Origin of the sequence: Pararhodonellum marinum (assembly GCF_015354735.1) — a bacterium.
In the GTDB taxonomy this organism is placed as follows: domain Bacteria; phylum Bacteroidota; class Bacteroidia; order Cytophagales; family Cyclobacteriaceae; genus Pararhodonellum; species Pararhodonellum marinum.
On record NZ_JACEFJ010000002.1, the window covers coordinates 664,236 to 678,677 of the forward strand.

10 protein-coding genes are annotated in these 14,442 nt (G+C 45.9%); 7 read left to right on the forward strand and 3 right to left on the reverse strand.

Going from position 1 to position 14,442, the window contains the following annotated elements:
* Positions 1-29 precede the first annotated feature (29 nt).
* The 4 genes from H1A14_RS06690 (at position 30) to H1A14_RS06705 (ending at position 3,262) form a co-directional block, all read left to right on the forward strand.
* Positions 30-1,121, forward strand: coding sequence for a cellulase family glycosylhydrolase (locus H1A14_RS06690; protein WP_194775436.1), 1,092 nt, complete (start codon positions 30-32; stop codon positions 1,119-1,121).
* A 38-nt stretch (positions 1,122-1,159) separates the two neighbouring features.
* Positions 1,160-1,432 carry a hypothetical protein gene (locus tag H1A14_RS06695; protein ID WP_194775437.1) on the forward strand — a complete coding sequence of 91 codons (273 nt, stop codon included), beginning with the start codon at positions 1,160-1,162 and terminating at the stop codon, positions 1,430-1,432.
* Between the two features lie 16 nt (positions 1,433-1,448).
* Positions 1,449-2,522: a nucleoside hydrolase gene (locus H1A14_RS06700; protein ID WP_228527619.1), complete on the forward strand. Its 1,074-nt coding sequence runs from the start codon at positions 1,449-1,451 to the stop codon at positions 2,520-2,522.
* Positions 2,523-2,650: 128 nt separating this feature from the next.
* On the forward strand, positions 2,651-3,262 hold the full coding sequence (locus H1A14_RS06705; protein ID WP_194775438.1) for a DUF2911 domain-containing protein: 612 nt from the start codon (positions 2,651-2,653) through the stop codon (positions 3,260-3,262).
* A 949-nt stretch (positions 3,263-4,211) separates the two neighbouring features.
* Here the strand turns inward: H1A14_RS06705 and H1A14_RS06710 are convergent.
* From H1A14_RS06710 to H1A14_RS06720, 3 genes are read right to left on the reverse strand one after another with little or no spacing between them, the layout of a single operon-like run.
* On the reverse strand, positions 4,212-5,615 hold the full coding sequence (locus H1A14_RS06710; RefSeq protein WP_228527621.1) for a DUF1593 domain-containing protein: 1,404 nt from the start codon (positions 5,613-5,615) through the stop codon (positions 4,212-4,214).
* Positions 5,615-7,021, reverse strand: coding sequence for a right-handed parallel beta-helix repeat-containing protein (locus H1A14_RS06715; protein ID WP_194775439.1), 1,407 nt, complete (start codon positions 7,019-7,021; stop codon positions 5,615-5,617). The genes H1A14_RS06710 and H1A14_RS06715 overlap by 1 nt, the downstream gene beginning before the upstream one ends.
* Before the next feature lie 58 nt (positions 7,022-7,079).
* On the reverse strand, positions 7,080-7,787 hold the full coding sequence (locus tag H1A14_RS06720; RefSeq protein ID WP_194775440.1) for a fibrobacter succinogenes major paralogous domain-containing protein: 708 nt from the start codon (positions 7,785-7,787) through the stop codon (positions 7,080-7,082).
* Positions 7,788-7,935: 148 nt separating this feature from the next.
* Here H1A14_RS06720 and H1A14_RS06725 point away from each other — a divergent pair, with 148 nt between their 5' ends.
* The 3 genes from H1A14_RS06725 (at position 7,936) to H1A14_RS06735 (ending at position 14,378) form a co-directional block, all read left to right on the forward strand.
* Positions 7,936-10,122 carry a hypothetical protein gene (locus tag H1A14_RS06725; protein WP_194775441.1) on the forward strand — a complete coding sequence of 729 codons (2,187 nt, stop codon included), beginning with the start codon at positions 7,936-7,938 and terminating at the stop codon, positions 10,120-10,122.
* A 127-nt stretch (positions 10,123-10,249) separates the two neighbouring features.
* Positions 10,250-12,910 (forward strand): alpha-L-rhamnosidase-related protein, encoded by a 2,661-nt coding sequence (locus H1A14_RS06730; protein WP_194775442.1) that lies wholly within the window; start codon positions 10,250-10,252, stop codon positions 12,908-12,910.
* A 49-nt stretch (positions 12,911-12,959) separates the two neighbouring features.
* Positions 12,960-14,378 carry a DUF1593 domain-containing protein gene (locus H1A14_RS06735; protein ID WP_194775443.1) on the forward strand — a complete coding sequence of 473 codons (1,419 nt, stop codon included), beginning with the start codon at positions 12,960-12,962 and terminating at the stop codon, positions 14,376-14,378.
* Positions 14,379-14,442: the final 64 nt, after the last annotated feature.

The window sequence follows — 14,442 nt, forward strand, 5'->3', positions numbered from 1 at the left end:
TTTATTCGAAATTTAACCCCTTACTTGATATGCCTGTTTTCAAATATGCCATTTATTGCTGCTTTTTGTTGATTGTTTTTTCCTGTAATGCTGATGATGGAGGTACTGACCTGCCTGAGATAGAAGAATCAGAAGAAAGCCCTGGGATCAGGGTAGAAAATGGAAAGTTGTTGGATAAAAACGGCCAGGAATTTATCCCATTTGGGGTGAATAGCATCCACATTTGGCTGGATGAGCAAAATAGCCTGAATGCCCTGGAAAACGAAATTCCCAAATCCGGTGCCAATACGGTACGCTTGGTTACCGCTGGGAAATCCTGGACTTGGAACAACCAAAGCCGGACAACCGGGCAAAAAAGGGCTCTGGTACAGAAAGCCATCAATGCCGGACTGGTCCCCATGATAGAAATGCATGACGGCACCTGTGTGACCAACTGTGACCAAGCTCCCGCTGACGGTAAGATGGGGCTCAAACAGCTCGTGGACGAGTGGCTGGAACCACAAAACAGGAGTCTGCTGATCGAGTTTGAAAAGGAACTCATGCTGAACATCGCCAACGAATGGGGGGCAGCAGATGAAACATTTTTATCCTGCTACAAAGAAGCCATAAGCAGGTTAAGGGCGGCCAATGTCAATAATGTGATTGTGATCGATGCAGGGGGAAACTGTGGACAAAACCCCAATTCATTACTGGATTATGGGAATGAAATCTTTCATCATGACCCTTTAAAAAATGTGGTGTTTTCCATCCACATGTATGGATTCTGGAGAACAAACGATAAGGAATTTACCAACTGGACTCCGCCGTTTTCTGTAGAAGAATTGGTTCCCCGACTGGCCATGCTGGATGCCCCGGTAGTTTTGGGAGAGTTTGGCTGGTCAGGAGAGGGTTCTGCGATCAATTATAATCCGGAAATTTTGCTGGAGACCTGTAAAGCAAATGGAATAGGGTGGTTGTTTTGGGCATGGTCAGATGGGCCGGATAAGCCCTTTTATGGAGTAGTAGACACTCCTGATTATCGATATGAGACGGACGGGGACCTTTCGGAAGCAGGTCAGGCCCTGGTCCATGATGCATCCTTTGGCTTTAAAGCAATCTCAAAAACGCCTGCTGGTTTCTGATAGGGGGATTAAACGGCTAAATTCACTAAATTTCGTTTATGGGAAATTCGATGGGTAAAAATGGAATCGCGGAGTTTTATAGATGGAATTTAACTTTCTTTCTCCTTGGAATCATTCCTTTTTGGGGCTATTCCCAAACCCTGCGGCCCTATACCGGAAACCCGGCTTATTGGCGATATAAAGGTCAGCCGGTACTGTTGTTGGGGGGAAGTAAACATGATAACCTGTTTCAGTCCGATTCCCTCAGGGAGCATTTGGATGATATCATTATCTATTCCCAGCATAAACCGGATCATCAAGTTTACTTTTGATGAATAAGAAAAGACCATGCCTTTCAAAAAATCTTTCTTCTGTGAACAGCTTAGTCGGTTAGCTTCCCGTTTTTGCTTGATGTTTGCGATATCCTGTTTGATCCCAGGCATCGGCCTTGGCCAATCAAGCGGAGAAGAAAAGCCAAAAATCATCCTGGATACCGACATGGGATCTGATTGTGATGATGTAGGCGCTTTGGCCCTTCTCCATCAATATGCAAGGATGGAAAAGGCCGACATTTTGGGGGTGGTTTACAGCTCCGGAAAAGTGCCCTATGGAGCAGCCATTGTAGAGGCCATCAATGTGTACTATGGCAAACCCGATATTCCAGTAGGCGCTTCCCATGATTTTGAATTTGGAGATCCGGTAGATAAAATGCTGGCTGAGAAATTGGCCAGGGATACCGCAGCCTTTGGCCACACACGGATCCATAACAGGGAGTTTACTGAACAAACAGATCTTAACAGAAGGCTTTTGGCTGAGCAGGAAGACAACAGCATCACCTATGTGACCATAGGCCATACCCAAGGTTTGTATGATTTATTGATCTCAGAACCTGATGCTTACAGTGCGTTGACCGGTCGGGAGCTTGTTCAAAAGAAAGTCAAGCGCTGGGTGGCCTTGGGCGCCTTAAATGCCGCCAATGAGGAAGGCCATTTGGTCAGAGACTGGAACTTCTTCTTTAATGGGACAAGTTCATACACAGCCTATTTAATTCAACATTTTCCCAAGGAAATCTATTTGGTGGATGCCGGCTCAAAAGTCTTGACCGGAAAAGGCCTCCAAAATACCCCGGCCGGCAACATTGTCAGAACAGCTTACCGGGATTGGCTTTGGAATGTGGAAAAGAAAACCCTGCAAGACCAAAGGCCCAGTTGGGATTTGGCTGCCGTTTACTTTGCCGTGGAGGGGCTGGGGGAATTTTTGAAAGCAGCCCCCCAAGGCAACCTGGAATTTGATCCCGAAAAGGGTTGCCGATGGGTAACTGGCGGGAACGCCAAGTCCCAGTTTTTCATATCGGAGAAAGCCGATATCAGTCAGTCTTTTTCCGAATACTTAAATGCTTTGATCGCTTTGCCTCCGCAATAGGGTGTAATTGAACTTCTCCTTTATCCATAACACCCTGTTTTCTGAAATTAAAATCCCTGATTCAAAAACCAGAATTTGCCTGAGGAGTTGTATCTTCACCAATACGTAAAACCAAAAAACCAAAACGCATGAAAAAAATAACATACTGTCTTATGGCCATCGCGATGATGTTGGTCTTAGCTGTCCCTTTTGAAACCATGGCACAGATGCAGGCCCCGGCACCCAGTCCTGCGGCCTCAGTTTCCCAGGTGGTGGGATTCACCAAAATCAGCATTGACTACTCCTCACCCGCAGTCAGAGGGAGGAAAATTTTCGGAGAAACGGAAAAATACGGTACCCCTTGGAGGGCAGGTGCCAACCAAGCCACCATCATCGAATTTAGCACCGGGGTAAACATCGGCGGTACTAACCTCCGGCCAGGCAAATATTCCATCTTCATGACCCCTCAGGAATCCGGGGATTGGACCATTCATTTCAACAGCAAGGGAAACATGGTTTTTGCCTATATGAAAGAGGGCAAAATCGATGAGGAAGCCATGATGAAGGACAATGCGGTTTCCATCAAAGTAACGCCTGAAAAGTTGTCTCAGACCCAGGAAAGGCTTTCTTACCACATCTCAGCTGAAGACAACAAGGTAGCTAAGGTGACTTTTGCCTGGGAAAACGTCAAACTTTCCTTTATGGTGGATACTCAGGTGGACCAAAAGATGGAAAGCATGAAAGGCGCTTTTAGCTTGTAATTTTCTTTTTAAGGTTTGCCACGAAGGTTCTAAGGCAGGAAGTTGGAATATTCATGTTGTCAGGTTGTCAGGACCCTCCTACGGGGGTCCGTTGTCATGGCCCACCTGCGGGGGCCGGTTGCCTAGTTGTCATTTGCTTCGGTACTTTGAGCTTTCAGCTTCGGGCCCCTTCTCCGAGATCCTGTTATGATTTTTGGATTTACGAGTTACGATTTACGAAGTCTTCAGCTTCGAGCCCTTTCTCCGATATCCTGGTTATCTGATTATCCATTTTCCGTTGTCGGGTTGTCATGGCCCACCTGCGGGGGCCGGTTGTCAGGTTGTCATTTGCTTCGGTACTTTGAGCTTTCAGCTTCGAGCCCCTACTCTGATATCCTGTTATGATTTTGGATTTACGAGTTACGATTTACGAAGTCTTCAGCTTCGGGCCCTTTCTCCGATATCCTGATTATCTGTTTATCTGATTATCCAATTTCCGTTGTCTAGTTGTCATGGCCCACCTGCGGGGGCCGGTTGTCAGGTTGTCATTTGCTTCGGTACTTTGAGCTTTCAGCTTCGAGCCCTTCTCTGATATCCTGTTATGATTTTGGATTTACGAGGCTTTCAACTTCGGGCGCCTTCTCTGATATCCTGATTATCTGTTTATCTGATTATCCAATTTCCGTTGTCGGGTTGTCATGGCCCACCTGCAGGGGCCGGTTGTCTAGTTGTCATTTGCTTCGGTACTTTGAGCTTTCAGCTTCGAGCCCTTCTCTGATATCCTGTTATGATTTTGGATTTACGAGGCTTTCAACTTCGGGCGCCTTCTCCGATATCCCGGTTGTCTGCTTATCTGATTATCCAATTTCCGTTGTCGGGTTGTCAAGGCCCACCTGCGGGGGCTGGTTGCCTAGTTGTCATTTGCTTCGGTACTTTGAGCTTCGGGCCCTTTCTCCGATATCCTGTTCAACTAAATACCCCCAATGACCACTCTCCTGTAAGCCACCAAGGGAATCTCGCCATTGTCTTTGACCTCAAGGATCAAATGAATGGCTTCTCCCTGATAATCCTCCGGTAAAACAAGGGTAAGATTTGGTTGATCAGTTTCATCCAGGTTCAATTGACCTTTGAAGGTCCCCGCGTCCTGATAGTGGGACCATTGAAAGCTTAAATCGTCCCCATTGGGATCAGTGGAACAAGAGGCATCAAAGGTTAGTTTTTCACCGGCTTTTGCCTTCAGGTAAAGGATCTCATTGCTTTTGTTACCGTCTATGCAGGCCATTGGCACATAATTGACCTCTTCAGGATCTTTGATCGACCATTGCAGTCTGGCCCAAAAATCATGACTGGTTTGCGGTACCCACCGAATAAGGTTGGATTTTTCCAGTCCGCAGGTGTGATAGTAATTCGCCCCGTAACTTTCGTCCATAGGGACAAACCTGCCCCCCCAAGATCCCATGGTGGGATCCATGGGGTCATTCAATCCATAGAAAGCCGAGATCAGGTAAAGAAAAGCGGGGGTATCTCCTTCACCTCCATTGTCATAGATCTCCGACATGGGTCCATGACCATTGACGGTACGATAGTCTACGGCTTTGAGGTAATCCCAAAAATGCCCGCCATCATAGACAAACGTTCCGGGCTGCACCCTCCTGCCCTGAAATCCTTCTTCCGGCTGATAGGTTCCCAGACCCATGCAACCGGATTCCTTGATCTGAAAAAGGTCAACAAAGTAATCTGCCGTAATGTCCTGAAGCAGGATGCCATAGACAAATACTTTTTGGAGCAACTGCTGAAGTTTTTCGTCTCCATTTCGCTGTCTGAATCGATAGAGCGCCTGCACGAAAGTTACAGGACCTCCCCAAAGCTGCACATAGATAGGTCTGTCATCTTCCTTCTCAAATACTTCTATCAGAAATTCGCTGCCTTCCGAGTCTTTGGGCTCGGCATTGGGATTGATGCCTTCCCCGATGTAATCATCAAATCGCTGACCCTCCTGTAGAAAATTAATGACCAAGGCACCTCTTCCCGGCTTGGTTACCGCCATCAGCGCCTCATAAGAGGGGAAATCAGGCAAGTGTTTGCGGAGTTGGGGCAATTCCTGTTCATAGGCCTTGTATATACCCATGGCCTTGTCCCAAGGTTCATTGGCATCAAAGTCATAGTCAGGGAGCTGTTGGGTGATGATGACAGCCTCAATATCGAAAACCTCAGGATAATACAGCATTCTGATTAATGAATTGCCATCATCATGGGTCATGTCGGTCATGATCACTACCCGGTATTTGTCTCTGACCTGATCTGGGTTTTGGCAGCTGATCATGAGGATGATCGTAGAAAGCAACAGGCTGTATTGAGGTAGTTTGGAAAGCATCAGGGTAAGGGTTTGTTTTGGGGTGGGTAAGGATTGAATGCACCGAAGTATTTCCCATCCAAATGCTCAGGCCATAATCTGCTTTGCCAGAGCTGTTCTGGATTTAAGAAAAAGGATTTGGCTTCAGGATCTTCAAATACAGCCTTGGATATGATTTCAGAAGAAACGGCATACATGCTTCCATAGGAGGAACTTTCGTCAACATGGCTGTTTTTCCCCACCCAGTTGGGCCCAAATGAAAGGTTTTTGCTGAATAGGATCTGTTCCCTCTCCGTTGATGCCGGAAAGGGCACTGCCATGTCGTATCCGTAGTTGCCAAAAAATATGTTGTATTCCACCTGAACATTTTCAAAAGCCTCAGACCTAAGGTCGAGGCCACCTACTGGAGCTGCCCAATGCTTGGGAGTACCATTGTTAACGACTGTATTGTGGGCAATTCTGATATTTTTTCTCAGGAGATCATGGCCCCACTTTCCAAAATAAATCCCTGAACCTCTGTTGTCATAAAGCAGGTTGTGGTGAAAGTTTACCCCATTCACCAAAGAGCCTTCTCCTTCCACTGAGATCACAAAACCCCATTCACAATCATGGACCACATTGCCAAACAATTCAATGTTGGCCAATTCCCCAAACCAGGCATCCACATAGAGCCCCTGTCTTTTCAGGTCATGCACATAATTGTGATGGACGATCCCGTTTCTGCTGACTTCTTTTACGTCTATTCCTTCCTTGTCACAGTGGTGAAGGTGGTTGTATTGAATGATGAAATGGGTTGCACCAGCCACTGTCAAAGCTTCATGCGGAGCTTCGGATCCGATTCTCCTCCCGGTAGTGGCCATGTTCATCCGGTTGGCACCTGTGATTTCACAATGGGCGACACGGGTACGGTCGGAGTACCAAAGGCCAATGCCGGATCCGTAGGTATTGTCCACTTTACAATGCAACACCTCAATGTCAGTGGTGCCTGGACCACGGACGATGATGCCTTGGGAATGGCTGTTGGCCACCGTAAAACCAACCATCCTAAAGTAGGTTGCGTCCTTGATCAGCACAATGGCATGATTGGAGGAACTCAGGTGATTTCCTTCCGAATCGTAGGTGTATTTTTCCCCATCCAAAAGGACCTCTTCACCGGGAAAGGCGACCAAGGAAATCCATTGGTTTTGTGTTCCCCTTTTGGAGATGGTCAGCCCCTGATGCAGTTCATATTTTCCTTGCCGCACAATGACAGAATCTCCGGGAACCGCCATTCTCAGACCTTTTTCAAGGGAGCCAAAGGGCGCTTCCAAGCTGCCTCTGTTTTGATCATGACCTGACTTGGATACATACCATGATTTCGCGTCAAGGGGTGAACTGAGCAAGATGATGATTACTGAAAAAAAGATGGCTTTTTGGAAATTCTTCATTAAATCTTAAGCATTTAGGGGTGTTAAGGTGACTGATGGTTGATGGTCAGGCCAAGTCTCATGACTCATCTTTTACACACCGCACACACAGTCCTGCATTTTTTAACATGGTGTTCCTGTTGATGATGTCCCGGTAATAGGAAAGGTGGCGCTTCCACGCCATGGCTTCATTGTCGGCACTCGACGTCCACCAATGTCCAAACTGCCTAATAAACTGAAAGGTCCCGGTATGGGTCCTGTAACCTGCAGGCAGAGCGGTGAAGCCTGTTTCATTGCTATAATAGTCCCTGTCGGTGTGCCATGCGCCTTTGTCTGCCGATTTCAGCTTTCCATCCCATTGTTGGTCCCAACCCCTTGCCCCGACTGTGGCGATCAAATCTTCGCTCATGCCGATGTGCCTTTCCAGTGCTTGCCATTCCTCGTCACCAGGCACATGCCAGCCTTTGGGACATAGCTTCCCGGTGGACACGGCATGCCAGTTGTAAAGTTTTCCGTATTTTTCTCCAAATTCACTTTGATTGTTTTGGTAGTGGCTGCTTGCACCGGATTGGGTATTTTCCCATGCTTTCCGGTCGCTGATCTCCGGGATGGAATCACCGTCACGGTATCGGCTTGTCCGGAGATTTTCAGCCATCCAGATTTGGTTGCCGATTTTGACGGTTCTGTAAGCATTCCCATCAATATCCAAAACAGAACCCGTTTGGGCTATTATGGGCACAAAGCAATACAACTGAAAGCATAGCCCCAACAGAATTATTTTTTTCATAAAGATTGGATTGAAGATCAAATAATAAAAATAGGTTAAAAATACTGTCCTTTGATGTCCTGTATTGATTAAATTCTTGACAGTACAGGATGAGGACCAAAATATCTTGAGTCAAATTGGCGTTTATTCAACCCTTTCTGAACGTGTCATGAAGCGATTTTTGCTGCCTTTGTTTTGTTTGTACTTCATCCATTGCCAATCTCAGGTGGACCGGAGTTCTTGGTTCCCATTGATGTATGAGCAGGATTTTTCGAAAGCGGTCATCAGCATGGATGACTGGTTGGATGCTCCTGCGGGAAAACATGGCATAGTGATGATGGATGGGCAGGATTTTAAATTTGAAAATGGCCAAAAGATCAAATTCTGGGGGGTAAACATTTCTGGGGGTATCATTTTTTCTGAACCGGAAACCGCCCATAAACATGCCGATTACCTGGCCAAATACGGGGTCAATGCCGTCCGCTTTCATAAGTTTACCTGGTATGCGGCCAAAGGAGATTCCTCTACCCAATTGGCAGAAGATAAATATGAACGCATGGATTACTTTTTGAAGACCTTGAGGGAAAAAGGAATCTATTACGGATGGTCACACATCTATGGACACAGACTTAAGAAAGCTGACCGCAACCGAGTGTTGGCTTATGATGAGATCGCCAATACCGAATTTCCATGGGCGCACCTAAATGGATCGACTGCGGGATTGGTCAATTTTGCACCCGACCTGCAGGAACTCAATATAGAACTGACTGTGAATATGCTCAACCACCTCAATCCCCATACGGGATTACGGTATGCAGATGATCCTGCCCTCAATTTCGTGGAGTTTCAAAACGAGGACAATATTTTTTGGGGAGCCATTGAAAGAACCCTAGAGCAAACCCCAACATACAGAAAGCTGCTCTTCGAACAGTTTTCCGATTGGCTTTTGGAAAAATATGGATCCGAGGAAGCCTTGTTGAATGCATGGGAACTTGGGGCAATTCCAGATGGACAACGCTTGGCTGACCGCAATATTTATCCTGATCCCAACCATTCCAAATTTGATGCTGAGTACCTAGAGGCCATAAACGAAGGTCGAAAAATGAGGCAGTCTTTTTTGGACAAGGCAAGGTTCCTGTTTGAAAAACAGCTTGACTTTTATCAGAAATTTGTAACTGCTGTGCGCAATACGGGTTACAAAGGACCCATCGTAGGTTCCTGTTGGCAGGCCGGTTCCGGCATTACCCATTATTACAACCTTTATGCAGATTATGAAGCAGGTTTCATTGACCGACATAATTATTTCGGAGGGGGAGCCGGAGGACATCAGTTGAAGATAGGCAAATTCAAAAATGAGGCCATGGTTTCCAGTCCCGGATCAGGCTTGTTGAGTGCTGGTCTGCAGCAGGTGGAGGGTCGCCCCTTTGCCTTTTCGGAGTGGATGAGCCTGATTCCCAATCAATGGACCATCGAGGCTTCTCCCATCATTGCTGTTTATGGCATGGGCCTTCAGGGTTGGGATGCCTCCTACATTTTCAGCAATGATTATCCGGGTTTTCACCCCACCATACAATTTCCAAAGTCACAGGGAGTCTACAACCCCGATGTCCCCTCCCAAATGGGACTTTTTCCCGCACTAGCAAGGATGATTTACAGAGGTGATGTACAGGAAGGCAAAACCATTCACAGGAGAAAAGTCCATATTCCAAGTCTCACCTCTGGAGATTTGGGGTTCAAAGAACAGGTTACACAGGACCACGATGTCAAAAGTTTTTCTGGGGAAGTGCCTCCATCTGCCTTGGCAGAAGGGAGAGTGGTGGTGGAATTTACTCAAAATCCTGAAGAAACCGAGACTTACTTATCTGCCAATAAAAACCCAAAAAATCTAAGTTCCAACACCGGTCAACTGACTTGGAATACCGAAGGAAAGGGATTCTTTACAATCGATACTCCCGGGACAGTAGGTATGGTGGGATTCGGCGGGGCCAAGTTGCATGTATTCAAAGAAATGGAATGGGAGATTGAAAATGATTTTGCCGTGGTATTTGTCAGTAGCTTGGACAAAACAAAAAATATCCGTCAATCCAGACACCTACTGATTACCACACTGGCCAAGTCCTCAAACACCGGAATGGAATACAATAGAGATGACAATGAATTGAAGGAAATCGGGGGACCACCACTTTTGCTGGAACCCGTGCAAGTCAAGATCCAATTCAGAAAAATTAAAAAAGGAACCGTACATGTTCTGGATCATTTGGGTAGAAGGACAGGCCGTAATTTTTCTTTTTCCGACGGTTGGCTCCAACTCGACGGGTCGGAGCACCAAACTTTTTATTATGAGCTGGTGTGGTAAGAACCAATACAGAAGGAGAACCATATGGCCAGAATGAAAACTTTGCAGAATACGGTACATTTGATGGAATTGTGTATTTTTATTTTCAGGCCTAAGTCAAAAGAACCTTAATATTTTAAACCCCTCTATGACACTTTCCAGACGTGACTTTATTGGAGTGATTGCCCTATCCGGTACATTTTCGTTGGTCCCTAATAAAATGGCATGGAGTAGTGAAATCCTTCCTAAAAAAGCCTTGGAAAAGAAATTAAAAACCAAGCCTTTTCAATTTCCAAGCCGAAAAACTCTTGATCTCAGTCCTGCCAAATGGATTTGGTATCCCGGCGAAAGGGTGCTTCCCAATTCCTTTTTTCACTTCAGAAAATCCTTTCAAATTTCAGAAAACATCAAATCTGCCAAAGGTTGGATCCTAGGAGACAGCCGCTATCTTTTGTTTGTCAACGGTCAGAGAATACAGTTTGGGCCTTCTCCATCAGATCCAAGATTTACCGAAGCAGATCCTATGGACCTTGGGGGAATTCTAAACTCAGGAGAAAATGTAATCGGAGCTACCGTCCTTTATTATGGGTTTGGGGACGGGGCTTGGCCGGCAGGAAAAGCAGGTTTTATTTTCAACCTTAAAATAGAATATGTCGGCGGCCGAGAGGAAAGCATTGTATCTGATCACAACTGGCAGGTTCAGGTTGCCAAAAGCTGGCCTTTGGGAAAATACAAAAGGTGGTATTTGAGGTCTCTGCAGGAAGTTTTTGACAATAGAATTTATCCGGAAGGATGGTATTCCCCCGGATTTGAGTTGGATGAATCCTGGTTTTTCACGGAAGAGATGGTTGGGGACAGCGCCAAGACAGCACTAAGCACATCCATCACGGATTATATGTATGACAGTGGCGGCAATCAAAATACCCAACTGAGAAGGAGGATTGTTCCTCTGATCAAGGAAATGGATGCAGGAAGCCCCTCATTGAGGGAGGCCCATATCATCACATGGAAAGTACCTGTCGAAGAGTATTTTGACCTCAAAACAAAAGAGGCATTTCGGTGGAAAGAAAATATACATTACGGAAGTCCTGAGCAAGACACCTGGACTTTTGGGTCTTCAAAAGCTAAAAATGAAGGCATTGTCCTTTCCTTTGAATGGGAAGAGCAAATGGTTGGCTGGCCTTATTTTACCGTTGAATGTGCCGAAGGAACAACAATAGAACTGATGGTGCAGCAAAGCCATAGGACAGTAGGAGAAGGAGGGCCACCCCTGACCAACAATAATTTTAATTCATGGACAAGGTTTATTTGTAAGGAAGGGATGAATACGCTGATCACCTTTGACTACGAAAGTGTCAAATGGATACAGCTTCATTTGCACCAATGCAATGGGCCTATAACAATAACCAAAGTCGGCTTTTTGAGGAGGGTGTATGATTTTCCTGATCAAGCAGAGGTCAGTACCAGTAGTCCAAATTACAACAAAGTCCTCTTGGCCTGCATCAATACCGTGTACAACAATAGCCATGAGACGATTGTCGATTGTGTGGGGCGGGAAAGGCAACAATACAGTGGCGACATTGGCCACATGCTCCATGCATTGCATGCGGGATTTGGGGAAAGACTTCTTCCTTACCGCTATGTGGATACATACAGTCAGGGGCTGACTTTAGAGGGTTATTTTATGGACAGTTGGCCAGCTTATGACCGGTTAAACAGGATAGCCCAAAGACAATTGGACCTGACGCCATGGGGAATTTTATTGGACCATAGCATAGGATTTTGTTTTGACTGTTGGTACCATTATTTGTATTCCGGACGGTTGCAGGATTTGGAAGAGGCCTTTCCACGATTGATGGTTTTTTATGAATTTTTGAAGAAATCCATTCAAGAAGACGGTTTGCTTCCTGTCGAAAATCTGGGAATAGCCGCCGTATGGATGGATACAGATGCTTACAAAAGCAACAGAGACAAGCAATGCGCCTTTAATCTGTATGCGGCTAGTATGTTCAAACTAGCTCTGGCTCCACTTGCCCGTGAGTTTGGCTTGGCAGCCGAAGCCAAGGAAATGGAAGGACTTTCCGAGCAATTGTCAAGAAGGGTAAAGGCAGTCTTTTGGGATGCTTTACAAAATATCCTGATCATCAATTTGCCCTGGCATCAGGAGGACGGAGAAAAACGAACCTGTGAAAGGTCTCTTGCGCACTATGTCTTGGGTGACTTTATGTTGACTTCTGAGGCCCCGGCTCTTTTGAAGGAACTTACAGAAAGGCCTCAGCGACTTGGAAGATGTTATCCTGCGAATGCCATTTGGCCTTATTGGGCTTTGACCAGGTTGGGGGACACGTCGCCCATGTTGATGGATTTTCAAAACAGGTGGTTTCAAATGCTTTCGGTGCAGGAAAACAATACCATTCAGGAACAATGGCATGCCGTCCCAGATTCACAAAATCAGTTTAGCCATGCGGGAATTGCACCTTTTTTTGCCGCCTACATGTGTCTCGCAGGCATAGAGGTGATCGAGCCTGGTGCGAAAACAGTCCATATCCGTCCTCAAATGGGGAACCTGGAAAAACTGAAATTGACCTACCGCACTGCTTTAGGACCAATCCGATTCAAAGCAGAGGGGAAAAGTGGGAGAAGGAATTTGGATTTAGAGAGGCCGGAGGAGATGCGTGTGTTACTGATAGTCTCTGAAAAAGAAACTTCACCAAAAAACGCAATAGAAGTAGAGAGTCCTTACATAAATTGTAAGGCTTTCGACCTAAGTCATTTGAAATCTTGGTCAATTCCTTTGAAACATACCTGATAATTTTATTTATCTTTAACCAATTACCATAAACCTATCCAAACCAATCATGAAAAAATATATTGCAGCAGTACTACTCTTATTTTGGCAGGGACTTACTTTGGCCCAAACTCCCCTTACATTTGAAGAACCCGTCAAGCAACGGGTCTTTGTACTTACAGACATCACCAATGAACCTGATGATCAGCAATCCCTGGTTAGATTTCTGGTCTATGCCAATGAGTATGACATCGAAGGCATAGTGGCCACCACTTCCACCCACCTCCGAAACCAAACCCGGAAAGATAAAATCGAAGATCTGGTCAGGAACTACGGAGAAGTAAAAGCCAATCTGGACAAACATGCAAATGGATTTCCTAGCATGGATTATCTATTGGGCATTACCACTGAGCATTTGCCACTTTATAGCATGGATGGGGTAGGTGAAGGCAAGGATTCACCGGGTTCAGAGCTTTTGATCAAAGCCGTGGACAAGGCAGACGAGCGCCCACTATGGGTGTCGGTCTGGGGAGGGGCCAACTGTCTGGCACAGGCACTTTGGAAAGTAAAAAACACCCGATCCGAGACTGAGGTCAAGACATTTGTAGACAAACTGAGGGTATATACCATATCGGATCAGGATTTTGCAGGTCCATGGGTCAGGCATAATTTTCCCGGAATTTTCTATATCGTCGATGCAAGTGCCGGGGACAACTGGCGGGAATATTACAAGGCCACCTGGACAGGGATAGGAGGAGACCGCTGGTACAAAAACGGGCCCATGCTCGATTTTGAATTGGTGGACAACCCTTGGCTCAAGGAAAACATCATGGAAAACCATGGGCCATTAGGGGCAAATTACCTGCACGTTGAATACATAATGGAAGGAGATACACCTTCATTTATAGGTTTGATCAACAATGGTTTGGCTTGGTACAAAAGCCCGACCTATGGAGGCTGGGCAGGTAGATATGAACTTTGGAAATCCTATGGTGAAGTGGATAAGATCTGGACCTCCTCCATAGATACCCAGGATGAAGTGACTTTGCCCGGTGGCAGAAAGGAAGCTTCCAATCAGGCGACGATCTGGAGGTGGAGAAAGGCATTCCAGCATGATTTTGCTGCCAGAATGGATTGGAACGTGGCTAATTCCAAGGCAGATGCCAACCACAACCCCATCATAGTGCTGAATGGCAATGAAGGAAAAGCCTTGGCAATGGGGAAAGTAGAAGCAGGAAAAAAAGTACAACTTTCCGCCAAAGGAACCTTTGATCCGGATGGAGATCAACTGCGGTACAAATGGTGGGTCTACAAGGAGGCAGGAAAGTTTAATGGCGATTTGGAATTTCACAATCCTCACGGTGAAGAACTGGTCTTTGAAATGCCCAAGCTCAACTCCGGGCAGGAACTGCATGTTGTTTTGGAAGTGGAAGACAATGGAGCACCGAGACTTTTCAGTTATAGAAGAATCATTCTGACCAATGAGTAAATAGTTTTTGGGTTTTTGAAAGATTCGGAAATGATTTAATAAGGTTTTTTTACTAAAAAACCCT